Source organism: Cytobacillus sp., from assembly GCF_964223445.1.
Classification (GTDB): Bacteria; Bacillota; Bacilli; order Bacillales; family Cytobacillaceae; genus Cytobacillus.
Genome location: NZ_CAXQGS010000051.1, coordinates 87,132 through 111,383, shown reverse-complemented (window position 1 = coordinate 111,383; position 24,252 = coordinate 87,132). Strand labels below are relative to the sequence as shown.

Annotated in this window: 25 protein-coding genes; 10 read left to right on the top strand and 15 right to left on the bottom strand. The window is 39.9% G+C overall.

Going from position 1 to position 24,252, the window contains the following annotated elements:
* Window positions 1-22 precede the first annotated feature (22 nt).
* The 6 genes from ACEQ1T_RS08920 (at window position 23) to ACEQ1T_RS08895 (ending at window position 6,067) form a co-directional block, all read left to right on the top strand.
* Window positions 23-616: a polysaccharide deacetylase family protein gene (locus ACEQ1T_RS08920; RefSeq protein ID WP_370222538.1), complete on the top strand. Its 594-nt coding sequence runs from the start codon at window positions 23-25 to the stop codon at window positions 614-616.
* A 113-nt stretch (window positions 617-729) separates the two neighbouring features.
* The gene (locus tag ACEQ1T_RS08915; protein WP_370222536.1) at window positions 730-1,665 is read left to right on the top strand and encodes a phosphotransferase; all 936 of its coding nucleotides are present in this window, start codon (window positions 730-732) and stop codon (window positions 1,663-1,665) included.
* A gap of 117 nt (window positions 1,666-1,782) precedes the next feature.
* Window positions 1,783-3,660, top strand: coding sequence for a molecular chaperone HtpG (gene htpG / locus ACEQ1T_RS08910; RefSeq protein ID WP_370222534.1), 1,878 nt, complete (start codon window positions 1,783-1,785; stop codon window positions 3,658-3,660).
* 103 nt (window positions 3,661-3,763) lie between these two features.
* Entirely contained in the window at window positions 3,764-4,216 is a 453-nt protein-coding gene (locus tag ACEQ1T_RS08905) for a YndM family protein (RefSeq protein ID WP_370222532.1), read from the top strand.
* A 32-nt stretch (window positions 4,217-4,248) separates the two neighbouring features.
* Window positions 4,249-4,590, top strand: coding sequence for a hypothetical protein (locus ACEQ1T_RS08900; RefSeq protein ID WP_206839877.1), 342 nt, complete (start codon window positions 4,249-4,251; stop codon window positions 4,588-4,590).
* A gap of 112 nt (window positions 4,591-4,702) precedes the next feature.
* Complete coding sequence (locus ACEQ1T_RS08895) at window positions 4,703-6,067, top strand: amino acid permease (RefSeq protein ID WP_370222530.1); 1,365 nt, start codon at window positions 4,703-4,705, stop codon at window positions 6,065-6,067.
* A gap of 40 nt (window positions 6,068-6,107) precedes the next feature.
* Here the strand turns inward: ACEQ1T_RS08895 and ACEQ1T_RS08890 are convergent, their stop codons facing one another.
* The 3 genes from ACEQ1T_RS08890 to ACEQ1T_RS08880 form a co-directional block, all read right to left on the bottom strand.
* Window positions 6,108-6,965 carry a DUF421 domain-containing protein gene (locus ACEQ1T_RS08890; protein ID WP_370222528.1) on the bottom strand — a complete coding sequence of 286 codons (858 nt, stop codon included), beginning with the start codon at window positions 6,963-6,965 and terminating at the stop codon, window positions 6,108-6,110.
* Window positions 6,966-6,985: 20 nt separating this feature from the next.
* On the bottom strand, window positions 6,986-7,192 hold the full coding sequence (locus ACEQ1T_RS08885) for a DUF1657 domain-containing protein (protein ID WP_370222526.1): 207 nt from the start codon (window positions 7,190-7,192) through the stop codon (window positions 6,986-6,988).
* A gap of 65 nt (window positions 7,193-7,257) precedes the next feature.
* A complete protein-coding gene (locus ACEQ1T_RS08880) occupies window positions 7,258-7,461 on the bottom strand; it encodes a DUF1657 domain-containing protein (RefSeq protein WP_206839881.1) in 204 nt (67 codons plus the stop codon).
* A gap of 259 nt (window positions 7,462-7,720) precedes the next feature.
* On the opposite strand from ACEQ1T_RS08880, the gene ACEQ1T_RS08875 reads away from it, so the two are divergent.
* From ACEQ1T_RS08875 to ACEQ1T_RS08865, 3 genes are all read left to right on the top strand, one after another.
* The gene (locus ACEQ1T_RS08875; RefSeq protein WP_372530241.1) at window positions 7,721-8,278 is read left to right on the top strand and encodes a hypothetical protein; all 558 of its coding nucleotides are present in this window, start codon (window positions 7,721-7,723) and stop codon (window positions 8,276-8,278) included.
* 84 nt (window positions 8,279-8,362) lie between these two features.
* Complete coding sequence (locus ACEQ1T_RS08870) at window positions 8,363-9,178, top strand: metallophosphoesterase (RefSeq protein WP_370222575.1); 816 nt, start codon at window positions 8,363-8,365, stop codon at window positions 9,176-9,178.
* A gap of 327 nt (window positions 9,179-9,505) precedes the next feature.
* Window positions 9,506-9,814, top strand: coding sequence for a hypothetical protein (locus ACEQ1T_RS08865; RefSeq protein ID WP_244671167.1), 309 nt, complete (start codon window positions 9,506-9,508; stop codon window positions 9,812-9,814).
* A gap of 49 nt (window positions 9,815-9,863) precedes the next feature.
* On the opposite strand, the gene ACEQ1T_RS08860 is transcribed toward ACEQ1T_RS08865, so the two are convergent.
* Complete coding sequence (locus tag ACEQ1T_RS08860; protein ID WP_370222522.1) at window positions 9,864-10,496, bottom strand: TVP38/TMEM64 family protein; 633 nt, start codon at window positions 10,494-10,496, stop codon at window positions 9,864-9,866.
* A 163-nt stretch (window positions 10,497-10,659) separates the two neighbouring features.
* Here ACEQ1T_RS08860 and ACEQ1T_RS08855 point away from each other — a divergent pair, with 163 nt between their 5' ends.
* Window positions 10,660-10,899, top strand: a complete 240-nt coding sequence (locus ACEQ1T_RS08855) for a hypothetical protein (protein WP_206839888.1) — start codon at window positions 10,660-10,662, stop codon at window positions 10,897-10,899.
* Window positions 10,900-11,473: 574 nt separating this feature from the next.
* Here ACEQ1T_RS08855 and ACEQ1T_RS08850 read toward each other — a convergent pair.
* The 11 genes from ACEQ1T_RS08850 to ACEQ1T_RS08800 all read right to left on the bottom strand — a co-directional run bounded on the left by ACEQ1T_RS08850 (window position 11,474) and on the right by ACEQ1T_RS08800 (window position 24,240).
* A complete protein-coding gene (locus ACEQ1T_RS08850; protein ID WP_370222520.1) occupies window positions 11,474-11,617 on the bottom strand; it encodes a hypothetical protein in 144 nt (47 codons plus the stop codon).
* Window positions 11,618-11,724: 107 nt separating this feature from the next.
* Window positions 11,725-12,198, bottom strand: a complete 474-nt coding sequence (locus ACEQ1T_RS08845; protein WP_370222518.1) for a staygreen family protein — start codon at window positions 12,196-12,198, stop codon at window positions 11,725-11,727.
* A gap of 78 nt (window positions 12,199-12,276) precedes the next feature.
* Window positions 12,277-13,038, bottom strand: coding sequence for a hypothetical protein (locus ACEQ1T_RS08840; RefSeq protein WP_370222517.1), 762 nt, complete (start codon window positions 13,036-13,038; stop codon window positions 12,277-12,279).
* Between the two features lie 113 nt (window positions 13,039-13,151).
* A complete protein-coding gene (locus ACEQ1T_RS08835) occupies window positions 13,152-14,585 on the bottom strand; it encodes a sodium:alanine symporter family protein (RefSeq protein WP_206837541.1) in 1,434 nt (477 codons plus the stop codon).
* A 366-nt stretch (window positions 14,586-14,951) separates the two neighbouring features.
* Complete coding sequence (gene parC, locus ACEQ1T_RS08830; protein ID WP_370222515.1) at window positions 14,952-17,402, bottom strand: DNA topoisomerase IV subunit A; 2,451 nt, start codon at window positions 17,400-17,402, stop codon at window positions 14,952-14,954.
* Window positions 17,399-19,381 carry a DNA topoisomerase IV subunit B gene (gene parE / locus ACEQ1T_RS08825; protein ID WP_206837536.1) on the bottom strand — a complete coding sequence of 661 codons (1,983 nt, stop codon included), beginning with the start codon at window positions 19,379-19,381 and terminating at the stop codon, window positions 17,399-17,401. Before parE ends, parC begins: the two co-directional genes overlap by 4 nt.
* A 315-nt stretch (window positions 19,382-19,696) precedes the next feature.
* Window positions 19,697-20,110 (bottom strand): CoA-binding protein, encoded by a 414-nt coding sequence (locus ACEQ1T_RS08820; protein ID WP_370222514.1) that lies wholly within the window; start codon window positions 20,108-20,110, stop codon window positions 19,697-19,699.
* A 63-nt stretch (window positions 20,111-20,173) separates the two neighbouring features.
* Window positions 20,174-21,043 (bottom strand): GNAT family N-acetyltransferase, encoded by an 870-nt coding sequence (locus ACEQ1T_RS08815; RefSeq protein ID WP_370222513.1) that lies wholly within the window; start codon window positions 21,041-21,043, stop codon window positions 20,174-20,176.
* Window positions 21,044-21,110: 67 nt separating this feature from the next.
* Window positions 21,111-22,448 carry a 5'-deoxyadenosine deaminase gene (locus ACEQ1T_RS08810; protein ID WP_370222511.1) on the bottom strand — a complete coding sequence of 446 codons (1,338 nt, stop codon included), beginning with the start codon at window positions 22,446-22,448 and terminating at the stop codon, window positions 21,111-21,113.
* Window positions 22,445-23,617: a M20 family metallopeptidase gene (locus tag ACEQ1T_RS08805; protein ID WP_370222509.1), complete on the bottom strand. Its 1,173-nt coding sequence runs from the start codon at window positions 23,615-23,617 to the stop codon at window positions 22,445-22,447. Before ACEQ1T_RS08805 ends, ACEQ1T_RS08810 begins: the two co-directional genes overlap by 4 nt.
* Window positions 23,617-24,240 carry a DUF1989 domain-containing protein gene (locus ACEQ1T_RS08800; protein WP_370222507.1) on the bottom strand — a complete coding sequence of 208 codons (624 nt, stop codon included), beginning with the start codon at window positions 24,238-24,240 and terminating at the stop codon, window positions 23,617-23,619. The genes ACEQ1T_RS08805 and ACEQ1T_RS08800 overlap by 1 nt, the downstream gene beginning before the upstream one ends.
* Between the last annotated feature and the right edge of the window lie 12 nt (window positions 24,241-24,252).

Below are 24,252 nucleotides of genomic sequence, written 5' to 3'. Positions count from 1 at the left end.
AGTAGTGGATAGCTCGAACGTCGTGTACGTTTCGAATGACCCTGAAATCAAATTATTTAATGAGGGCCTTACATCGAAGAAAACAGTGGTGTTGACCTTTGATGATGGACCAGCAAGAGTTCTTCCTGAAATATTGGATATCTTGAAGAAAGAGAATGTTCCAGCTGTATTCTTCTGGCAATCCAGGCTTTTATACCCTCAGCGCCCGTGGAGAAGAGTCATTGACGAAGGTCATCAGATTGGTACTCACTCTTCAAAGCATTCCAACTTTGTTAAATTGACTCCACATGAACAAGTCCAGGATCTCCGCAGCAGCAAAGCTAAGATTGAGTCCATCATCGGCCAGGATGTAAAACTTTTCCGGCCCCCATTTGGGCAGTACAATGAACACACGATAGCTGCAGCCAAACAGCTTGGGCTCTCAACCATCATGTGGAGAATCTCGTCAATGGACTGGGAGCTCAAAGAACAGCCTGAACAAATTATCGCAAATGTCATAGAGAACCTGGAAGACGGAGCGATCATTCTTTTGCATGAATTAGCCCAGACTGTTGAAGCTCTTCCTGATTTAATTGCTGAGATTCGAAATAAAGGTTATGAATTCAGTTTGCTCTAAAAAGTATCCTTGTGCAGGATACTTTTTTTGTGCTGTGAAAAAAGCAGTATTATTTTTTAAAACAGATTGATATATTGTGGAGATAGGATGCCTATTAAGGGGGAGCGCCTAGCTTGTTTACTAATATTGTGACTGCCAACGGGACTCTAAATGACCGTTGCATTTTAAGAAGAGAGAATATATATCAGGGAGCGAACGGCCGGTTTGTCGAGCGCTTTTTTATTGATGCTTCAAAAAGCTATATTTTCAAACCTCTGACAAACAATACCCAGCTGGGAAAAGAAGTGTGGATTTTCGAAAATGTTCTGGCAGAACTCCCGTTAAAGTATCCAAAAATCCTGTCGTACTCCGTTCAAAACAAATTAAACAATAATTGGATTATTTTAGAGGACCTTGGCACCATCACACATACATTTGATTCAAATATTGCACTGGAACTGGCTGCATTAATGGCCAAATGGCACTCTTTGCCCGCTGAGCGGTTCTCCATTAAACAGCTTAAAGGCCCTAAACCGCCTATTGAGGAAATGGCAAACCATATTCTGCAGAACAAAGAGAAAGTTTTTACTATTTTTAGGTTACATAATGTTTCAGAGCGTTTAGGAAATATCATTTTCAGCGCATTTACCAGTAAACCCTTTTCTGCTGTGAAGGTTCTTTGCCATGGGGATTTGCACCAGGGGAATTTTGGGTATGCGGGCGATAAGACAGTGGTTCTGGACTGGGAACATTGCCATTTGAACACACCTTTTTGGGATTTGTATCATTTAATCGATATTTCACATCCGGATTTCACTAAGCCTAATAACCATACTTTGCGAAATATGATTCTGGATTGTTATTGTGAAGAATCCCAAATATCTGCGCCTGACAGGGAAAAATTCAAACAGGAATATTATTTGTTTTCAGCTGTCTTTTCGGTTTGGATGATGATGTTAATACAATCAGATCTGGACCATCAGGGAGCGAAGTGGACTCCAGAACAGCTGTTGAGGCAATTAAAAGAGACAGTACGCAATCTTGTTGAATGTGCTGAAGAAATCATTTAGAACGAAAGTCAGGTCATGTTGATTGACACAATATAGCTAATATGATATTTAAATATTGGTTAGCACTCTTAAGGTTTAAGTGCTAATGTATTAAAAATTTTAAGGGGAGAGACGAATATGGAAACGAAACAGTTTCAGGCAGAATCCAAGAGATTATTGGAAATGATGATCAACTCCATTTACTCTCAAAGAGAGGTGTTCCTGAGGGAGCTTATTTCCAATAGCAGCGATGCGATCGATAAGATCTACTATAAAGCACTTACAGACGATTCCTTAACGTTTGACAAAGAGAGTTACTACATAAAGGTCATTCCTGATAAAGGAAACAGAACATTAACAATCATAGATACAGGCATTGGAATGACAAAGGAAGAGCTTGAAAACAACCTTGGCATCATTGCTAAAAGCGGTTCTCTGGCTTTTAAGAAAGAAAATGTGATTAAAGATGGCCATGATATTATCGGCCAATTCGGAGTAGGGTTTTATGCGGCATTCATGGTCGCTGATGTTGTAACAGTGATCAGCAAAGCCCTGGGCAGTGAGCAGGCGTACAAATGGGAATCCCATGGGGCGGAGGGATATACGATAACGCCATGTGAAAAAGAGACAGTCGGCACAGAAATTATCCTTAAAATTAAAGAAAATACGGAAGATGAAAGCTTTGATGAATACCTCGAAGATTACCGCTTAAAATCGATCATAAAGAAATACTCAGACTTCATCCGCTATCCAATTAAGATGGATACCGCAATCAAAGAACCAAAAGAAGACGCTGAGAATGAGTATGAAGAAATCACTGAAGAGCAGACCATCAATAGTATGGTTCCGATTTGGCGGAAAAATAAGAGTGAACTGACAGACGAAGATTATGAAAAATTTTATCAGGAGAAGCATTATGGCTTTGACAAGCCGGTAAAGCATATTCATATAAATGTGGATGGCACCATCCGCTATAATGCGATTTTATATATTCCTGAGAATATTCCATTTGATTATTATTCAAAGGAATATGAAAAAGGACTCGAGCTTTATTCAAATGGCGTATTAATTATGAATAAATGCGGAGACCTGCTTCCTGATTATTTCAGTTTTGTAAAAGGGATGGTGGACTCTGAAGATTTATCGCTTAACATCTCAAGGGAAATGCTTCAGCATGATCGGCAGCTGAAACTCATTGCGAAAAACATCAGTAAAAAGATTAGAAACGAACTTCAAAATCTGATGAAAAATGAGCGGGAAAAATATGAACAATTTTATAAGTCGTTTGGAAGACAATTAAAGTATGGTGTATACAGCGATTTCGGAACCCATAAAGAAATGCTCCAGGATTTATTGATGTTCTATTCTTCAAAAGAAAAGAAATTGGCATCACTTGATGAATATATATCAAGGATGAAGGATGACCAGAAATATATTTATTACGCAGCTGGAGAGTCACATGAAAGAATAGAAAAGCTTCCACAAACTGAACTTGTGGCTGAAAAGGGCTATGAAATCCTGTACTTTACAGAAGATATTGACGAGTTTGCCATTAAGATGCTTATGTCCTATAAAGAAAAAGAATTTAAGTCTGTCTCAAGCGGCGATCTTGGCATAGAAAATGAGGATGAAAAGGTATCCGAATCAGAAGCAAAGGAACATAAGGAATTGTTCAGCAGCATGAAGGAAATTCTTTCAGGAAAAGTGACGGATGTCCGAATTTCCAAAAGGCTTAAAAGCCACCCGGTTTGCCTGACAGCTGATGGAGAAGTTACCATTGAAATGGAAAAAGTCCTTAGCAGCATGCCGGATAATCAAAACGTAAAAGCAAATAAGGTTTTGGAAATCAATTCAAACCATGAAGTTTTCCAAGCTTTAAAAAATGCATTGGAAAATGATAAAGAAAAATTAGATCTGTATACCAACCTCCTGTATAACCAGGCGCTGCTGATTGAAGGCCTGCCTATCAGTGATCCTGTGGAGTTTACGAATGATATTTGCAAAGTAATGGTTTAACAGCCCGTTTTAACAGCCCGAATCAATCGGGCTGTTTTTTGTTTTTTGTCAAAGGAATATTTTATGTGCTAATAAACACACTAAGCAGTAAAGGAGGAGTGTTATGCTGCATAGCAAGGCACTATCGCTGAAATTTATGGCCTGTCTTGTCCTTTTCTATATTATTCTTGGTAAAAGGTACGGCATGAGCTTTGAAAACATTTTTATCATTACAGCCTTGCTTGTGATCACCTCATACATATTGGGTGATATGCTGATACTTCGCCGGACAAATAACGCATTGGCATCCATTGCTGATTTCGGATGGGCTTTTGTGCTCATATGGTTTTTGAGCTCTATTTTAACACTTCAAAATGAGCTCATTAGCATGTCACTGGCTGCAGCTTTTGGAACAGCCATATTGGAGTATGCATTCCATTTATATCTCTTAAGTAATTTAACTGAAACAAAGGTAGAAAAAGGCACTATAAACCAAGGGAACCTTCGTTATATTACTGAAAATTCCGAGGACCTAACTCCCCTAAAACCAAATGGCAAAAGCGGTGAAGGTAAATAATCCATTCTAAAATTTTTGAGAAGGAGAATAATATGTCTGTTTTCGTTTACCAAACATTTGAAGTGAAGCAGGATAATTTTGTTGAGGCATTAAAAAATATGAGGATGATCCAAAGCTATCGGAATGAAAATTACCAGCACAAGGTTGAACTATTATCACCAATATCAGGAGATGATCATACATATGCTTTTCTTTCCACATATGAGGGTCTGGCCGAGATGGAACTGCAAAACAAAAAGATGTTTGAAGATGAGGAATACAAAAAGCTGATCGAGCAATTCTTCCTTGAGGATATTGTCCAGGGAAGCATGCATACACAGATGTTCAGGTCTGTAACAGGATTAAAGAGCGACAGTTCTGAAAAAAAGAAATAAAAATTATGGCAAGTTTCCTTTCGACATGAAAACAGAGGCCGATCATCATCTGAATCGGCTTATTTTTTTGCCAATAAGCAACTGAGCAACCGAGCTGAAAGGGAGGTACATCATGGATTTTTTTCTTCCAAGCGGCAATTCCTCGAAGGAAAGTGAAGCAGGTGATTTAAAATGGTGGCAATTATCACTGATTGGAGTCGGCTGCACGATCGGGACCGGATTCTTCCTTGGATCTGCCATTGGGATTAAGATTACCGGACCTGCGATCGTATTTTCATTTATATTAGCTGCTGTCGGAACCTATATAGTCTATAATCTTTTAGCTAAAATGACCGCAGAGGACCCTCAGGAAGGATCTTTTTGCTATTATGCCAATAAAGCGTATGGAAAGTGGGCAGGATTCAGCTGCGGGTGGAATTACTGGTGCTCGAATATATTAATCATGGGCAGCCAGTTAACCGCACTCTCCATCTTAACAAGATTCTGGCTTCCCCATGTACCGCTTTGGATTTTTGCAGCGGGCTATGCCATTCTTTCAATTATTGTAGTGTTAACTGGGAACAAAGGCTTTGACAAGGTGGAGAACCTGTTTGCGGTAATTAAAACAGCAGCCATTATTATGTTTATCATTCTCGCAGCCGCTGCTTTGTCCGGAGTGATTGATGGAGATGCAAGACACCCCGGATTCCCCGGTTCGTCAGGGGAATGGTTTCCTGAAGGCTTTAAGGGCTTTTGGTCATCGCTGATTTATGCTTTTTATGCGTATGGAGGTATTGAAGTAATTGGGTTAATGGCAACAAGATTAAAAAAGAAGGAGGATGCACCTAAGGCTGGCATCATCATGCTTATTGTCCTTGTCATCATCTATGTCATTTCCCTCGGGTTAGCCGTGTATATGGCTTCACATGGTGCTTTTAACGAAAAAGAAAGTCCTTTCGTAACTGCAATGGATAAGTATAATCTGGACTTCTTCCCGCACGTTTTTAATGCAGCAATCATTATTGCCGGCTTCTCTACCATGACCGCTTCCCTGTTTGGAGTAACGGCATTGCTGGTTACTTTGGCTAATGATGGTGATGCTCCAGCGGTATTTTCAAAAAAGATAAAGAAATGGAAGGACCTTCCTTTACCTTCGCTCGGGCTGGCTACAGCCGGTTTAATTGCATCCATCGTAACCGCCCTATTGCTGCCAGGCAAAATATATGAGTATATCACAACTGCTGCTGGTATATTAATTTTATTCAATTGGTCTTTCATCATCATTTCAGCTCTTCGGATTTTGGAAAATAAAGTGTTCGGTAAGATAAGTGCTGCGGCGGGATTACTTCTGATCCTAGCTGCGGTAAGCGGCACATTACTTGAAAAGTCAATAAGGCTTGGATTTTTTGTCAGTTTAATATTTGTTGCATTAATAGCGATCGTGGCCTTTATTATGCAAAAAAAAGTATGGAAAAAAGAAGGCGGAAGCAGCTGTTAACAAAAAGAAACAAACACCAGTTTTCATTCTGGTGTTTGTCTTACTTTAAATATGGAGATAATTTCTGAATGATTTGATTCAGCTTTTGAGTATTTTTTTCATACATTTCCTGTGCCTTTTTGGAATCAGTCTGCAGGGAAAATACTTCAAGGTCAGCTGCACACTTTTTTATCATTGCCATAAGCAGAGGACGCTGTTGTGGTGCAGGAACCTTAAGTGAATCATCAAAAATATCTACAGTCAGTTCTCCATAAGAATTAATTTGACCAAAAAAGATATTATCAATGGTCAAGCCCAGTTTTTCTATCTCCATGTTAAGCCATTTTCTAGTTTTCCCTGACTCAGCAAGGGGATCGTTTAGAATTTTCCCATCCATAATAACCGTTTGCGGCTCTTTTTCCTGAGGTAAATTCAATTGAAGATCCTTTGGGGTAAGCGGCTGGTTCTCCTTCTTCAGCATGATGCTAAGATCTCCGCGCGGCTCTAAAACAGCAAACTCCACATCTGCTGTTTTAAAGACATTTTTTTGGCGAAGCAGGGAGGATAAGTCATCTATCGAGTATCTTTCTTTTTTTAGATTATCTTCCAATATTTTTCCATCCTTAATAAAGATAGTACCTTTTCCTTCAAAGAAATCACGGAAGCTTTTACTTTTAAGGGAAAGAATATCGGCAAATAATGTTACAAGACCAAAGATGAAAATAGAAAGGATACCGCTGGCCCAGTGGTTATCCAGCCCCATAATAATTTCACCGGCTATACTTCCGATTGTAATACCTGATACATATTCAAAAAATGAAAGCTCTGATATTTGTTTTTTTCCTATCAGTTTGGTTATAGCAAATAAAACACCTGCGAATAAAATAGAACGAGCACCGATAAGCAGCCATTCAGGCATATTTTCATCTCCAAGTTCATTTAATTTGGTTTATATTGGGGTTCCTCAAACTCTATAACCTTTTTCCGGTTTTCAAGATCAGTTTTTATCTCGCTTACCTCGAGCATGGATTCATGGAAAAGGCGCTTTGCTTCTTCATCCACTGAGGTTAAGGCCAAATTTGATAACTGTGCTTCTATAGAGCGAATTGCTGCAAGACATTGATTTACATTCGAAGCAATTGTCATTGGGATCACACCATTCAGGATAAAATTTAAATTGTAATAGGGCTGGCATCTGCCAGCCTTAATGTCTACTGATTATATTGAGGTTCCTCTTGCTGAATCTCCTGCAGTCTTGGTTCAAGGCTGTCTATAATCGATTGTGTTTGCTGTGCAGCATTCTGATACAGCTGTTTAGCATTTTGGTTGTCCGTAGCAAGTGCAAACGTTTCAAGACTGGCCTGTGCGCTCTTCAATCCAACAATCGCTTGCTTTACTTGAGTTCCAACTGTCATCTTTAATTCCTTCTTTCAAATAAGAATATAAACTACACCATGTATTATTACTTTTTATTGAATGCTTATGTAATAAACTTCATGCCAATTTCAGAAAGCTTAACATACATGGCGGTCCGGATCTCATCTTGGCTTGACCTCCCTGCGAGCTCCCTTATTAAAAAAGGGAATACATCCTTTCATTTCCATTATTAAAATTACCATTAGATTAACATCCTATTTACTATAGGTTAGGAAAGGAAGGAGACCTAAAAAAATCATGTTCCGCAATATTTTATTATCAATATGGGTATTCCTGGATCCTCTTTATTATCCTTTTACACGGTTACAGCATCTTACAGCAGATCCGGAAAAAGGAGGGGTTTTTCGTGTACGGCTAACAAAATATAAAGGGAATGACATTGAATTATCTGACGGTATTATCATAAGAAAAAATGATCTTTTACTTAAGATTCATCTGCATAATGTCAGGCTGTTAAATGAATTTAACTATATGAAAAATGAATTATTAAAAGGAAGAGCCATCTATAAAAGAGTTAAGGATTCTATGCCTCTTTTGACTGCTTTTATCCTCAACCATCCGGAAGAAACGAAAATAAAAGGGGTTATTGGCATCACCCTTATAAACAAGGGATTCAGCACGCTTGGATTTGAATGTATACTTCCAAAAAATAAACTATACTGCTGGTTTAAAAAAACATTTCAATTGCCTATATATTTTTTATCGTGTTCAAAAATTTCTGCTGTAAATATAAAAAAACATCGCACTGTTTACTTGTTGATGTCTAAAGAAAACCTCATGAAAAAATATAAATAAAATGATGCGGACTGTTTCCTCTAACTCCCACTAGGACTATCTCCTCAATCCTCTTATACTTTTAAGGAGGGAGGGGATTTGAATATGGCATTATTTATTACTTTAATCTTTTCTGCCGTTTTCTGTTTTATTATTTACAAAGCCAATAAAAACACAAAGAACGTAACTATAAATTCAATTTCTGTTTCCCGTCCTAATATCTCAGTTTCGGGAGATAACATTAAAATTCTTCATATATCTGATATGCACCTCGAAAATTTATCTGTCAGTCCGGATGAATTATTTGCAATGGTCTCAAAACAGCCAGTCGACCTAATTGCTCTTACTGGCGATTTTCTTGACCGCAAACGAAGTATTCCTAAACTCGCGGGCTATCTCCATGCCCTGCACAAGACAAATCCAAAGCATGGCATGTATGCCGTCTTTGGTAATCATGATTATGTTTTAAAAGGACATAACTTTGAAACATTGAAAAACACACTAGAAGAAAATGGCTGTAAAACACTGCAAAATGAGCATGTAACTATTCATGTTAAGGGGGAAAACCTTAACATCATTGGAATTGATAATTTCAGCACCAAGCACAGTGATGTTAACAAGGCCTATAATGGAATTCCTGAAGGCTACAATTTGGTATTGACACATGATCCCAATGTTGTTTTAGAAATGGAAAACGTACCTTTTGATTATTTATTATCGGGGCATTTTCACGGTGGCCAGATTCATTGGCCAAAGCCATACCATCTGATAAAAATGGGGAAGCTTGTCCGAATGAAAATGGTTAAAGGTCTTCATTATCATCGCGGGAAACCGTTTTATATAAGTGAAGGACTAGGCCAGACAGGGGTCAATATCCGTATTGGCAGCCGTCCTGAAATCACTTTTCATGAAATATCCTAATGCAACTTTGAAACCTTGCCATAGCAAGGTTTTTTGCGTTTATTAAACAGGACTATTTATGAATGGAAACACATTCTTTTTAAACACAAGAAAATTAAAGGATATTCGCAAATATTATTTACAATGCCTTCAAACTTTTTGCCAGCATATTCGAAACCCTAAAAGTAAAAATTATATATGGAGAAGGGAAATATGAAGTACGTTTCCTTCTTATTACTTAAAGGGGAGTGCTATGACTTGAATAACTGGATAAGTGCGCTTTTTAATACTGGCAGAATGCAGCCACTTTTAAATATGTTTGGCAGAAAGAGAAGGAGAAACAGAGGAATGTTATGGGGATCTTTATTAAGCCTTGGCTTAAGTGCAGCTGCATATGGATTTACTAGAAATCGCGGCAGAAATATGGCTCGCCCGTTTCAAAAGTTAATGAATAACACAGCCCAAATGACAAATTTCCAGAAGCCAAATATGGCGGGGTTAACTGAGTTTGCAGAGGAATTAACATCGAATAAGAACCCGATAAACAACAAATTCAATAATACAGCCCAAACGACAAATTTCCAGAAGTCAAATATGGCGGGGTTAACTGAGTTTGCGGAGGAGCTAACATCGAATAAGAACCCGATAAACAAATAACGAATAACAGCCCACGTATTTTGTGGGCTTTTTTTCATTTTAAATCAAATCATCTTTTTGATTGATCCAGCTTGTTATGGAACCATAATTTATAACAAAAGAGCAGGCAGAGAAGAAATAGAAGGTACGAAATTACTCCCAGCAAAAAATTATGAAGTGATAAAAACAATTGCTCCCCGCTGTATGCAAGCATAAACATTGGAGGCAGCAGTCCAAAGGCAGTAGCAATAAAAAAATGCCTAAATGGAATATCTGCTATTCCACAATAGATATTAAACACCTGAGGAGGGATAATAACAATCATTCGTCCAAACAAAATAGCCATAAATGCTTTTTTTTCAAACAGGTCCTGAAATTTATTGATTGCTTTATACTTTCCCAAATAGGCAGTGAAATAACTTCTGAAATAGTATCTTGATAAAAAAAAGTAAATTAACGAAGTCAAAAGAATGCCAAACCAATTTATCAGCAGACCAACTAAAGCACCAAATTTCATTCCCATTAATCCTGCAAATAAAGTAAATGGCAAGAATGGAATAGATGCAATCAGAACAGAAAATAAAAACATCGCAGGAAGCCATGATGGGTCACTGGTTCGCAGCCATTCTAATAAATATTCTTTATTGGTAATTCCAACAATCAATAAAATGACATAGGCTATTGCAATCCACCATCTGCGCATCAAATTTGCTCCTTAATTATATCCCTAAATCTATCCATTCCCGGCTGCCTTAATTTCAGTATGCTTATTTTTTGTAAAGAAATGTATTCACCTGGACAAAAACATTTTTTGAAACCAATCATAAAATAACATCAAGTAAAAAAATGGGGAGGCAGCTTAACAAATGCACTATTATCAAAACATGAATTATGGTTACTTTATTCCAAACAGAAATTTAAAAAACGAGACCTTAATGAACGTAAAACCATTTGTGAATTATGGCCTATCAGAAGCAAAATTCACTTCAGTTTCCCATGCTATGACTGAAGTTGCAGCAATTGCGTACTTGCTTGGAAAGGGCTATGACCCGCAAACAGCTTATAAAACGGTGGAATCCTGGGAGGTTAATGAATCATTTTATTAAAAATATCAGAAAAAATGCAATCCGAAAACCATGCAAAATTGTTAGATAAACCCTGGGCCAATTTAGATGGTGATTTATAACAAAACATAAACCTTCGCTCAGGTATATACTGAGAGAAGGTTTTGTATGTTCAATAATTCAAAAATCCAATATCTATTTTTCAAATCTGCAATCCGAAAAAAGAAGGAAGGAAGTAAAGCGTCTTATGGCTAGCATTTTTATTCTAGTTTACATAATATATATTATAGGAAGTAATGGATTGAAATAGAATTGTTGTCTCATTATCAAAGTATACTTAAGATATTGAGACAACATGAAAATTTACAGTCAATTATTACTTAAATGATTTAAACTGCAAACGAAGAAATTTTGTTTTGAATAGTTTTCAGTTTAATTTTTAAAGAACTAATTCGTGTTTTTCTTGCTGAAGCTATGGATAAATATTTGATAGTCCAGTTATTTCTTAAATAAACGATATTTCACAGATGTTCAATGATCCCTCTTAACTGATACTTATTTTTGACTAGTTTACATAATATTTTTATATACAACCATGTGTTCAAATCCATTTAATTTATTCACTATCCTGTGTTGTATTAAAAAACAGATCATCTTGTTCTTTATTATCCTTAATATTGTTTTTGCTTTTGATTTTTTCCCCCATCTCTCCATCCGATTCATAACTTAATCCAAATGCTTTCTCCTGTTCTTTCTTCATTCTAGTCGCTCCTTTGCTTTAGGATAAAATACAGCTTCTTTTACATTTGTTGCTGCGTTTAGAGCCATTATTCATAAAACAGAACATGCGTTCCCTAACGCGCATTTTCATACTGGCTGCAATGCTGCACTTAAATATTTTCTCGGAGTCCCGTAATAAAGAAGTTTGCTGAACTCCGGGTATGCAGATTCAAAATATATAAAGATTGGCGAATCAAGCAGCCAGGGATAATTGGTATAAAAACATCTGTCTCCATAAACTATCGCTTTCAGCGCCAGATCCAACTCCTTCTGGAAGATAAGAAACCTTATTTTAGCGTATTGCTGATCGAATTCACCGCCGCTAATATATACCCTTCCGCTCAGCACATACTGCCCCATTTGTGGAATCCATTCAGCAAATACTTCATCACGGAATTTAGGATTGACTGCATCAAAGTCATAGCAGCCGCCTATCGCCAAAAATAATTCTCCTGTTGCATCTGAGTGTGTAAGTGTATATTTCCTGCTGTCTACGGGTCTGAATTCCGTCGCAGGAGGCAAATATTTAACCGACAGCTTAGATGGATTAAAATTACTCATAATAAGCGCCCCCATATACAATTTTCCTTATGCCCAGTATATGGGGCACTGAAAGAAACGTGACAAATGCCCATATCATTAACGCTTGCGGGAATTCATTTTCATAACTTTGGTGTCTTTTAACATCCATTTCCCTTCTTCATACAGCCAGAAAGATTCTACAAATGCGATGGTATCTGCATTATAAGCACCGCTTATTCTCTGAACTCCCATTAATCCATTCTGCCCTTCAACAGGGATGATCTTTAGCGTGCTATATGGATTTACCATTAGTTCGGTTGGTTCACTTAGTTTTCCGTTTACATACAGACCAAGCCGTTCATATTCCTCACTACGGTCCCTTAAATCAAAGGTATATGATTGTTTGGTGTCCTGAATGCTAATATTGGCTTTGTAGCCATTTTCAAATTGGCTATTGATCACTAAAGGATCTGGAACCGACAGGTCAGTCAACGTAAAGTCCTTTAACGTATATAAATAAAAATTTGACAGGCCGCCGCTTCCCCCTGTTGGAATACTTATAAACATATCTTTAATGGAATCATGATTTAAATCCTCAAACTGTATTTGAGGTTCATACCCTCCAGCAAGCTCCGCTTTATACGTATTACCGTCAGAAGCCTTTATTTCGAGTGATATCTCCTTTAAAAATGATGCGCCATCCTCATAATAAACACCCTTAATATAGACGGTATCCGCCTTATTATCACCGGTTACATCCAATTTATCTTTTGACACCGTTACAGCTTTTTGCTCTCTCTCACCAGCATATACGCCTGTTATGGCGGATAGAGACATAAAAAAGAAAGCCGCAAACGCAAAAAGCAATTCCTTTTTCATTTACGAATCCTCCCTATTTTTTTTATTATCCTGCCCAATTATGGAAATAACATGTAAAAACATAAAAAACCTCCCATCCAAAGGATAAGAGGTTTTGCAGTTTTGCAGATAAATTATTCAGCTGCCTTCTTCTTTGAAGCATTTTCTTTGGTTTCCCATGATTCAATTCCTTTTAGACCCGGGATGGAGTCTGCATAAAACACAGGGTCTTTTCCTTCTTTTCTCTGTGCCTTATAGTCCTTTAGAGCTGCAAAGGCAATTTTAGCAAGCAATACAATTGCAATAAAGTTAATGATGGCCATTATGCCCATGAATAAATCGGCCAGGCTCCAGACAATTGCTAAATCAACTACAGATCCGAAAATTACCATTCCTAGTACAGCAATGCGATATATAAATAACGCAGAGCTGCTTTCTTTAATAAATTCAATATTTGTTTCACCATAATAATAATTTCCGATAACAGATGTGAACGCAAATAAGAAAATAGCAACAGCTATAAACATAGGTGCCCATGATCCGACATGTGTGCTAAGGGCTGCCTGTGTCAATTCAATGCCTGTTAGGTCAGAATTAGCATATTCACCTGACAGCAGAATAATAAAGGCTGTAGCGGAACATATTAATATCGTATCCACAAATACCCCAAGGGTTTGAATCAATCCTTGTTTTACAGGGTGGGAAACTGAAGCTGTAGCAGCTGCATTTGGCACGCTGCCCATTCCTGCTTCGTTTGAGAAGAGACCCCTTTTAATACCCATCATCACTGCAGCACCCATTGCGCCGCCAGCAGCCTGATCAAGCCCAAAAGCTCCTTTAACAATGCCGCCAACCAGATTAGGAATTTCAGTAATGTTCATCATGACAATTACAATAGCGACAGCTAAATATATGACTGCCATTATCGGCACAACGACTTGTGATACATAGGCAATCCGTTTAACGCCGCCAAAAATGATGATCGCCGTTAAAGCCGCAAGCACAAGTCCGATGGTTAGACGGCTCGCACCAAACGCTTCATTAAAAGCTAAAGAGATGGTGTTCGATTGAACAGAGTTAAAAACCAGACCAAAACAGAATGTAATGATGATAGCAAAGATTATTCCCATCCATCGCTTATTCAGACCTTTTTCCATATAGTAGGCTGGACCGCCGCGAAAACCATCCTTATCTTTCACTTTATAAATCTGCGCCAAAGTACTTTCAATAAAACTGGAAGCTCCCCCAATAAAAGCGATGAGCCACATCCAAAAGACAGCCCCTGGTCCCCCTGCAGCAATTGCAGTCGCTACACCGGCGATGTTACCAGTACCTACACGGGAGGCTGCACTAATAGTAAAAGCCTGAAATGATGATATCCCTCTCTTGCCTTCTGCAGATACCATTGCTTTATCGCCCAATATTCTGAACATTTCACCAAAATATCTTAATTGAACAAACCGGCTTTTAAAGCTGAAATATAATCCTAAAATGATTAATGCGGCAATCAAAATGTAAGTCCATAAAAGATCATTTAGAAAGCCTACGATTGATTCCAATAAACCCATACTATTCCCCCTAATCAACTCTATTGTTATTTCACAAAAACAACACACTCCTTATAATCTATCAAAAGAATTTTTAATAGACAAGTCGAATATTCATTCCAATGGTTTAAAAATTATCAAAAACCCTGATATTAAGCGAAAAATATCCGTTATTCCCAATTCAAAACAAATATTTTTTAATCGTTTTCACAGGAGATTATATTAATTTTTTATACAAAACAACTAACAGAAGAATAACATTATTCTAAATTCTTTTTATGTTCATGAATCTTTATTGATTTAATTTTGACATCAAAACCGGATGAACCAAATTCCCTGCAGCTAACATCGACAAAAAGCCCCTGCTTTCACAGGGGAAAATAAACCTTATTCAATCGGCAGGCCGGCATCATCTTCCTGGACTTCAGTCTTCCAGATGCATTTTGCCTTCCCGTTCTCGGATTCATCAATAATGAACGATCCATTAGAGTATCTGTCATTAAAACGGATTGATGAAACATTAACTGCTTCTATATGCCCTTTTTCCGTTTCAATGTATATATCATCTTTGCTGCGTACAATCACACACCCGACAATACGATGAGGGTTCGATTTCAATTCACGGAGCATCACTACACCGCGCTTGGCACGGGAAGTCCGTTCAAACTCGCTCAGCTTCATTTTTTTAATGGAGCCCCGCTGTGTAACAATCACAACAGCCTGCTCTTTCTGATCCTCAATAAGCTGAGCACCTGCAACAAAATCGCCGTCTTTCAGGTTAATGCCTTTTACGCCGGCAGCCCGGGCACCAACGATGCTCACTTCTTCTTCATGGAACCAGAGGCCGAATCCTTGATGGGTGGCAAGGAATATTTCCTTTGTGCCATCTGTTAAATAGACGTCGAGAACTTCATCATTGCCTTTTACATTAACTGCAACCAGCGGCTTAGAATATCTTTGGGCTTTATAAGCTTTCAGCTCGGTTTTCTTGACCATTCCATTTTTCGTCATAAAGAGCAGGTATTCTTCTGTTTCAAAATCTTTAATCGGAATAGCCCGGACTATTGATTCATTCCGGTCGATCGGTATGATATTGGCTATATGCTGTCCAAGGTCCTTCCAGCGGATATCAGGCAGCTGATGTACAGGACAGTATAGATAGTTTCCTTTATTAGTAAATACAAGGAGAACATCGGTCGTATTCATATCAAGCTTTGCAATCAGCCTGTCTGTATCCTTCATGCCGAAATCCTGTCCGTTAGAGGCGGCAAACGATCTCTGGCTTGTACGCTTGACATAGCCTTCCTTTGTTACCGTTACAATAACGTCTTCACTCGCTACCAGAACTTCAAGATTGATCTTGATTTCCTCGATTTCCGCTTCAATTCTGGTCCGGCGTTCATCGGCGAAACGCTTTTTGACATCCCTTAGCTCTTTTTTAATAACAGAGAGAAGCTTCTTCTCACTTTCCAGAATAGCTTTAAGCTCGCCGATTAGCTTAGCAAGCTCCTCAGCCTCTGCTCTTAAAGCGGTTATATCTGTATTGGTTAAGCGGTAAAGCTGCAGGGAAACGATTGCTTCTGCCTGTGGTTCAGTGAACTCAAACTTTGCAATCAGATTATCTTTCGCATCCCGTTTATCTTTGGAAGCGCGGATCGCAGCAATCACTTCATCCAGGATAGAAAGAGCCTTCATCAGGCCTTCAACAATATGCTGGCGCGCCTCGGCCTTTTGCAGCTCAAACTGGGATCTGCGTGTAACAACTTCTTTACGATGGCCTATGTAAGCATCCAGCAATTCTCTTAACCCCATTAATTTCGGGTGGCGATTGTGGATGGCGACCATATTGAAGTTATATGGAATCTGCAGATCGCTGTTTTTGTACAGGTAATGAAGGACGCCTTCAGGATCTGCATCCTTTTTTAACTCGATCACAATACGGAGGCCGGTCCGGTCTGTTTCATCACGGACTTCAGCAATGCCTTCCACTTTCCGGTCAAGGCGGAATTCATCAATCTTCTTAACCAGATTGGCTTTATTCACTTCATAAGGAATCTCAGTGATGACGATCTGCTTTTTCCCTCCGCGCAAATCCTCAAATTCAGCCTTTCCTCGGACAATGATTTTGCCTCTTCCTGTCTCGTAAGCTTTTTTAATTCCATCGATTCCCTGGATAATGCCTCCAGTAGGGAAGTCCGGCCCTTTAATATGCTCCATCAGATCATCTATGGAACAATCAGGCTTATCCATTCGTAAAATAACACCATCAATAATCTCATTTAGATGATGGGGCGGAATATCAGTTGCATATCCCGCAGAGATTCCTGTCGAGCCATTGACAAGCAAATTCGGATAAACTGCCGGCAAAACGGTTGGCTCATTGGACGTGTCATCAAAGTTCGGGATGAATTCAACGGTTCTTTTCTCAATATCTCTTAGCAATTCGGAAGAAAGGGGGGATAAACGGGCTTCTGTATAACGCATAGCTGCTGGAGGATCTCCATCGATGCTCCCATTATTGCCGTGCATTTCCACAAGAAGGTTACGGACCTTCCAATCCTGGCTCATCCGCACCATCGCATCATAAACTGAAGTATCGCCATGCGGATGATAATTGCCGATTACATTCCCGACTGTTTTAGCGGACTTTCTAAAGCCCTTTTCATGTGTGTTGCCTTCTACGTGCATGGCATAAAGAATCCGTCTTTGGACAGGCTTTAACCCATCACGTGCATCAGGAAGGGCACGATCCTGAATAATATATTTACTATAACGCCCAAAGCGGTCGCCTAATACATCTTCAAGAGGAAGGTCCCGGAATTTTTCTGCAGAACTCATGAATCAACACCCTCCTCCTCTAGTACTGAAATATTTTCATTTTCAAGTATGCTTCCATCTTCTTCAAGGCCGAATGCCACATTCGATTCGATCCATTTGCGGCGGGGTTCAACCTTATCGCCCATCAAGGTGGTCACACGGCGTTCAGCTCTGGCTGCATCATCAATTTTAACGCGGATCAATGTGCGCGACTCTGGATCCATAGTTGTCTCCCATAGCTGGTCGGCGTTCATTTCCCCAAGCCCTTTGTAGCGCTGGAGCATATAGCCTTTACCCACTTTTTTAATGGTATCCTGAAGATCATCATCACTCCATGCGTACTCAATCACTTCTTTTTTGCCTGACCCCCTGCTGACTTTATATAAAGGAGGCAGCGCAATAAATACCTTTCCCGCTTCAAGCAGCGGTTTCATATACCTGTAAAAGAACGTAAGCAGGAGCACCTGGATATGCGCTCCATCAGTGTCAGCATCTGTCATGATGATCACCTTATCATAGTTGACATCGTCCAGATTAAAATCCGTGCCAACGCCTGCCCCAACTGCATGGATAATGGTATTGATTTCTTCATTTTTAAAGATATCCTGCAGCTTTGCTTTTTCTGTGTTAATTACTTTACCTCTAAGCGGGAGTACAGCCTGGAAGCGCCTGTCCCTGCCCTGTTTAGCAGATCCCCCGGCAGAATCACCCTCAACCAGATATAATTCGTTTCTTTGCGGGTTCCTTGATTGTGCCGGGGTAAGTTTTCCAGAAAGCATGGCTTCAGATTTTTTCCTTTTCTTCCCGCTCCTTGCTTCCTCACGTGCTTTGCGGGCAGCTTCTCTTGCCTGGAAAGCTTTTATCGCCTTTTTAATTAACAGGGAGCTTGTCTCAGGGTTTTCTTCAAGGAAATAAGACAAATGCTCGGAAACAACAGAATCAACAGACGAACGCGCTTCACTGGTCCCCAGCTTGCCTTTCGTCTGGCCCTCAAACTGCAAAAGCTCCTCCGGGACACGAACAGATACAATAGCCGTGAATCCTTCCCGCAGATCTGCTCCATCCAGGTTTTTATCTTTCTCTTTCAGAAGATTCACTTTCCGGGCATATTCATTAAAAGCCCTTGTCATCGCAGTTTTGGATCCAGCCTCATGCGTACCGCCGTCTTTTGTGCGGACGTTGTTGACGAATGAAAGGACATTTTCGGAGTATCCATCATTGAATTGAAAAGCAAAGTCCACTTCAATACCATTGCTCTCTCCTTCAAAGCTGACTACTGGGTGAAGAACATCCTTTTCTTCATTTAAATATTCAACAAATGCTTCTATGCCATTTTCATAGTGAAAAACCTCATGAAAGTCATTTCGTTCATCTATGATTTCTATTTTCATTCCTTTAAGAAGGAAAGCAGATTCGCGAAGACGCTCACAGAGTGTTTCGTAATTATACGTGGTAGTCGAAAAAATCGACGGATCTGGCTTAAAGTGAATGGTAGTCCCTGATTGATTTGTCTTGCCCACCTTTTCCAGTGTGGTCACCGGCTTTCCGCCCAGCTCAAATCGCTGTTCATACACAAAGCCGTCACGTTTAATTTTAACAACAAGCCACTCGGAGAGGGCGTTGACCACGGATGCCCCAACACCATGCAGCCCGCCGCTTGTCTTATAGCCTCCCTGGCCAAACTTTCCCCCTGCATGAAGGACAGTCAATATCACTTCTGGAGTCGGCTTGCCCATTCTGTGCATACCTGTAGGCATACCGCGTCCTTTATCTTGAACACTGATTGAATTATCTTTATGTATTCTGACAATGATATGATCCCCGTAACCTGCCAGTGCTTCATCGACAGCATTATCGACAATCTCATATACAAGATGGTGCAAACCCCTTGCATCCGTACTTCCAATGTACATCCCAGGGCGTTTTCTAACAGCTTCAAGCCCTTCGAGTACCTGTATGGCATCATCATTGTAGTCAAAAGCTTCCTGATTTCTTGCCACGAACATACCCCTTTCATTTCCTGCAAAAACACTTGCCGTCCAAATCACGGCACTGGAACACCCGTATGAGAATTCGGCGTTAAAGCCATTTTCCCTTTACTAAACCCAATCGGGAACAGATGTTCTGTATTCATATTTTACCATATATTTTAGGATGGTCTATGCTTTATTTTATCTATTTATTTGGTTTTGGCAAATAAGATCTTGGGATTTAAAAGATTTATCCTGATTATTTCCGTTGCATAAACCCTTTATTTATAGGGATTCAATAAAAAAATAAAAAACATGAGATCTTATGCAGATCTCATGCAGAGTTTACTTCGTTAGTGCATGTTCAACTTTAATACAGCGGTCCATGATGACAGTGAAGCCTTTTTCTTTTAGAAAGTCATATGCTTCCTGGTTTGCCACTCCAAGCTGTGCCCAAAAGATATCAGCATCTATTTCAGCAAACTCCCGAGCAATTTCCGGAAGAAACTCTGAGCGCCTGAATACATTGACGATATCTACATGCCCCTCAATCTCTTTTAAATTTGCGACAGCCTTTACACCAAGTACCTCATCGACAGCCGGATTAACCGGGATGATTTCATAGCCGGCTTTTTGCATTGCCTCTGACACCATATAGGATGTGCGTTCAGGGTTTCCGCTTAACCCCACAACAGCAATCCGCTTTGACTTTTTTAATAGTACACCGATTTCGTCCCTGCTTGGGTTTTCAATAGCCATTTTGTTCCCTCCAATTTTATCTGGTTAATTATATATTACCTAAAAACCCAAAAGCACACTAACTTATTGCTCTTTTTCCCGAATTTCGAGTTTATAAAAATTCAATGATCTCTCAACTTTAAACCCTGCTTTTTTATAAATAGACAGCGCTTTCCCGTTTGTTGTCCCTGCACAAAGCTTAATGCTTTTGGCTCCACTATTCATAAAAAGATCATGAACTGCCATTTCAAGCAAATTCCGTCCAATGCCTTTTTGGCGCTTACCGGGATCCACACCAATAAATTCAATGCTTCCTTCTTTTCCTTCACGATTGTATTCTGCATATAAATAGCCATTTAATCCATCCGCATCATCAAATGTGTAGACTTTGTGATCATCATTAATTCTATCGATTATCTCTTCTCCTGAATAATAGGTATGGGGAAACAAGGAATCATGCAAATGAATAAATTCACTATGAAAGTGAATCGGCAATAAACTGACCTTTCTAAAACCATTGCTTGAATTTTCTTTCAGTTCCATATATGTTTGAGCCGATTGCAGCATGAATCCGTTTTTTGATGCAAATTCGGCTGCAGCATGGTTGGAGGTATCAGAAAATAAAAAGTATGAATGCAGCTTTCCTTCAAAATAATGGAGTGCTTCTTCCCATAATAGTCTCATAAGTTCATTTTCCTGTATAAAAGGTCCCCATAACTCCGCTGTCCCTTTATAAAGATCTGCATCTACACCCAGAAAACCAGCTAGAACATCACCCTCCCTGATAATAAACGCAGCTGATTCAGCGTCACGACTCATTTCTTCCAGACTTTGAAAAATATCGTTTTGGCTTGTCCCCAAATACCCTATATGACACTCTGGCAAGGCATTCATTTCTGCAATAAACTCTGATGCCTGCATTAGATTTGCATGATCTAAAATTTCGGCTTTCACAACACCACCCCTTTACTATATTTTACCATAAAAAAAACGGCTGATTTGTTTCAGCCGAATTAGAAGATTAATAAACGGCTGTCTCTAATCTTTTGAGAAGCCTCTGTATGCTCGTGTTCGCTTCTTTTAAAACCATTTCTTTATCAACGGTGTTCAGCTTCCGATTTTCCATCACAATTTTCCCGTTTACAATGGTAGATTCTACATCTGCACGAGTCGCTGAATAGACAATCCTGCTAATTGTGTCGATATCAAAGGATGGATACACATGAAAATCATTCAGATTCAGGATGGCAAGATCTGCTTTCTTGCCGGGCTCCAGACTGCCGATTTCCTGTTCCATTCCAACTGCTTTAGCTCCGCCAATCGTCGCCATTCTGAAGACGGTTCTCGCATTCATTGCTGTTGGTCCATGTACTGGCTTCTGAATGATGGCAGCCAATCTCATTTCATTGAACATATCCAGATTGTTATTACAGGGAGCCCCATCAGCCCCCAGGCTGACAAAAGCCTGCTGATCCAATAATGAAGGAATTTCTGCTACACCGGATGCCAGCTTTAAATTGGATCCCGGACAATGGCTGACCTTTACGCCGCGCTCTTTGATTATCCTTCTCTCTTCTTCATCAAGCCAAACACAATGGGCCAGAATCAGCCTTTCATTGGCAAGCCCAATGCTGTCCAGGTAGACTACATTCCGCATCCCAAACTCTCTTTCAACAAGCAGAATTTCATTGGCATTTTCAGATGCATGCGTATGAACTCTGACATTGTATTGTGCAGAAAGGTCCCTGACATTTGTCAGCAATTCCTCTGTGCAGGAAACGACAAATCGGGGACAGAAGGCATATTGTATGCGACCGTTATCACGATTGTGCCATCTTTCAAGGAGATCCACGCTTTGCTGGATGGATTTGGAGGTATTTTCTCTTAACGGAACAGGGACCTCATCCCCTTTATCCATCATGACCTTTCCTGCAAGTGCCCGTATGCCGCTTTCGGCAATGGCCTGAAAAGCATATTCGGTATGATTAACGGTTTCCATGTCCACCACAGTTGTTGTTCCGCTCTGGAGCAATTCACCAATTCCGAGCATAGCAGAATAATAGATGGACTCTTCATCATGCGAAGCCTCAAGCGGCCAGATCTTCTGCTTCAGCCAATCAAGAAGCTCCAAATCATCAGCCTGCCCGCGGAATAATGTCTGGCACAGATGGATATGAGTCTGAATAAATCCCGGAATGATCGTCTTTCCGCTGGCATCGATTACTTTATCCGCTTTATGTGTTAAGTTCTGTCCAATTTCGGCAATGCGGTCATCTACAATATATAAATCTCCGAAAATGATTTCTTCAGCTGTATTCATTGTAATAATTTCAGCGTTTTTTATTAGAATACTGCTCAATTTCTTCCTCCCCCTCGCATTGGCCTTGCTTCTGACGGCTCCAGTTTTCCATATAACATAATAAGCTGCCTGTAAAATTGAATGGAGCGCTGGTATGCCGCCAGACTAACCCACTCATTTGGCTGATGGGCCAGCTTTTCATCCCCCGGGCCATAAATCAAGGTAGGAATTTCACTCCTTGGATTAAGTACAGCACCATCTGTATAGTAGGATACCCCGTAATGGTCCGCTGCCGATTCGCCCTTTACCATCTGTGCAATTTGAATAATGTCCCGAGCAGGATCCGTTAAAATAGACGGACGGTCAAGAAGGGTTTCAACACTGTATTTATAAATTTCTCCCTGATCCAATAGAACATCAAGTTTGGATTTTAGCTTATTTATAAAATGGGAATGGGATTGAGGGGGAACCGTTCTAATATCTGCTCTGATGCTGCATTTATCTGGAATGACATTAGTCTGCACTCCGCCCTCAATCATGGTAACAGCCAGGCTGCTTTGTCCGAGGGGCTTCTTTTCTGTCTTCCATTCAATTTTCATTTCATCCAATACCCGGATTATTTTCAGCATATGATCTACTGCATTGATTCCCTGTTCCGGCATCGAACCGTGAGAGGTTTTTCCATACGCTGTGATCTCAAGCCAAAGAGCTCCCTTATGGCCAATCACAATTTTTTCATTTGTCGGTTCGGCAATGACAAGTGCATCGATTTTTCGGTCATCATTTTCTTTTAAAAAAGTCCTGGCACCGCAGCTGTCGACTTCTTCCCCGGCTGTTGCCAGAAAGGTAACGTCTGCAGGTGGAACAGTATTGGTTAGATACAGATCCTCTAAAGCCAGGAACATTGCTGCAAGGCCGCTTTTCATATCAGAAGCTCCTCTGCCATAAATCCGCTCATTTGCGATTTCCCCTGAAAAAGGGGAGTAAACCCATTCTCCATTTCCAGGTGAAACTGTATCCATATGGCCGCATAAGAATAGCTGTTTACCGCTTTTTCCTGGAAGCGTAACTTCAAAATTGCTTCGAGTCTCATCAAGCATGGTCACTTTAAACGGCAGACCATTTTGCTTGCATCTGTCAATAAAAGCTTCGGTCACTAAATGCTCGTTTCCGGGCGGATTGGAGCTGTCGATTTGGAGCAGATGCTGAAGAAACTGAATATCATTCATTAATCCGCCTCCATAATTTGCATTTTAATAGGGGTCACCTTAAACCCATTAACAGGCGCCATGTCCTGGGAACACGTTGTACAGGCAATGACAACATCGCACAGTGCTTTCAGCCTTATGTAATCGCCAGGCTTGGAAAGGGGTTCTGCAATGACATAATCCCCGGCATCATCAAGGACATTATTCATAAAAATATTAATGGGATCTGGAATAACTGTAGGATGAATATTATACTTTTTCAATGCATCTGCAATATTATCATGGCAATTAGGGTGTTCCTCTTTATCGAAATCAACTTTGTAGCGGTAATAATCACATGCCGGGAAGAAGAAATCATGTTTTCCAACAGTATCTTCCAAAAGCTGCATTAGCGGACGGCGGCGGTTGCTGTAAAGCCAGTCTCCCGTTTTAAGCCGTATGCTGCTTAGTGAAGCCCGCATATGGACAGGTGAAACATGTTCCCCGGGATCTTCATAGCTAAAGCAGACAAAGTCCCCGACCTGTTTTCCTTCCATATCAATAATAATCAGCTCTTCCCCTTTGTGAATCAGTGCGCTTCTTCCTTCATACGGCGGAATAATAATTTCGTCCCGGATCTTGCCTCTGTTAAAAACCTCTTTCATTTGATCACCAGC

Excerpts from the sequence above, each read along its gene's own strand:
- htpG (WP_370222534.1), top strand. The coding sequence starts at position 1,783 with ATGGAAACGAAACAGTTTCAGGCAGAATCCAAGAGATTATTGGAAATG.
- ACEQ1T_RS08905 (WP_370222532.1), top strand. The coding sequence starts at position 3,764 with ATGCTGCATAGCAAGGCACTATCGCTGAAATTTATGGCCTGTCTTGTC.
- ACEQ1T_RS08900 (WP_206839877.1), top strand. The coding sequence starts at position 4,249 with ATGTCTGTTTTCGTTTACCAAACATTTGAAGTGAAGCAGGATAATTTT.
- ACEQ1T_RS08895 (WP_370222530.1), top strand. The coding sequence starts at position 4,703 with ATGGATTTTTTTCTTCCAAGCGGCAATTCCTCGAAGGAAAGTGAAGCA.
- ACEQ1T_RS08890 (WP_370222528.1), bottom strand. The coding sequence starts at position 6,965 with ATGCCTGAATGGCTGCTTATCGGTGCTCGTTCTATTTTATTCGCAGGT.
- ACEQ1T_RS08885 (WP_370222526.1), bottom strand. The coding sequence starts at position 7,192 with ATGACAATTGCTTCGAATGTAAATCAATGTCTTGCAGCAATTCGCTCT.
- ACEQ1T_RS08880 (WP_206839881.1), bottom strand. The coding sequence starts at position 7,461 with ATGACAGTTGGAACTCAAGTAAAGCAAGCGATTGTTGGATTGAAGAGC.
- ACEQ1T_RS08875 (WP_372530241.1), top strand. The coding sequence starts at position 7,721 with ATGTTCCGCAATATTTTATTATCAATATGGGTATTCCTGGATCCTCTT.
- ACEQ1T_RS08870 (WP_370222575.1), top strand. The coding sequence starts at position 8,363 with ATGGCATTATTTATTACTTTAATCTTTTCTGCCGTTTTCTGTTTTATT.
- ACEQ1T_RS08865 (WP_244671167.1), top strand. The coding sequence starts at position 9,506 with ATGTTATGGGGATCTTTATTAAGCCTTGGCTTAAGTGCAGCTGCATAT.
- ACEQ1T_RS08860 (WP_370222522.1), bottom strand. The coding sequence starts at position 10,496 with ATGCGCAGATGGTGGATTGCAATAGCCTATGTCATTTTATTGATTGTT.
- ACEQ1T_RS08855 (WP_206839888.1), top strand. The coding sequence starts at position 10,660 with ATGCACTATTATCAAAACATGAATTATGGTTACTTTATTCCAAACAGA.
- ACEQ1T_RS08850 (WP_370222520.1), bottom strand. The coding sequence starts at position 11,617 with ATGAAGAAAGAACAGGAGAAAGCATTTGGATTAAGTTATGAATCGGAT.
- ACEQ1T_RS08845 (WP_370222518.1), bottom strand. The coding sequence starts at position 12,198 with ATGAGTAATTTTAATCCATCTAAGCTGTCGGTTAAATATTTGCCTCCT.
- ACEQ1T_RS08840 (WP_370222517.1), bottom strand. The coding sequence starts at position 13,038 with ATGAAAAAGGAATTGCTTTTTGCGTTTGCGGCTTTCTTTTTTATGTCT.
- ACEQ1T_RS08835 (WP_206837541.1), bottom strand. The coding sequence starts at position 14,585 with ATGGGTTTATTGGAATCAATCGTAGGCTTTCTAAATGATCTTTTATGG.
- parC (WP_370222515.1), bottom strand. The coding sequence starts at position 17,402 with ATGAGTTCTGCAGAAAAATTCCGGGACCTTCCTCTTGAAGATGTATTA.
- ACEQ1T_RS08820 (WP_370222514.1), bottom strand. The coding sequence starts at position 20,110 with ATGGCTATTGAAAACCCAAGCAGGGACGAAATCGGTGTACTATTAAAA.
- ACEQ1T_RS08805 (WP_370222509.1), bottom strand. The coding sequence starts at position 23,617 with ATGAATGATATTCAGTTTCTTCAGCATCTGCTCCAAATCGACAGCTCC.
- ACEQ1T_RS08800 (WP_370222507.1), bottom strand. The coding sequence starts at position 24,240 with ATGAAAGAGGTTTTTAACAGAGGCAAGATCCGGGACGAAATTATTATT.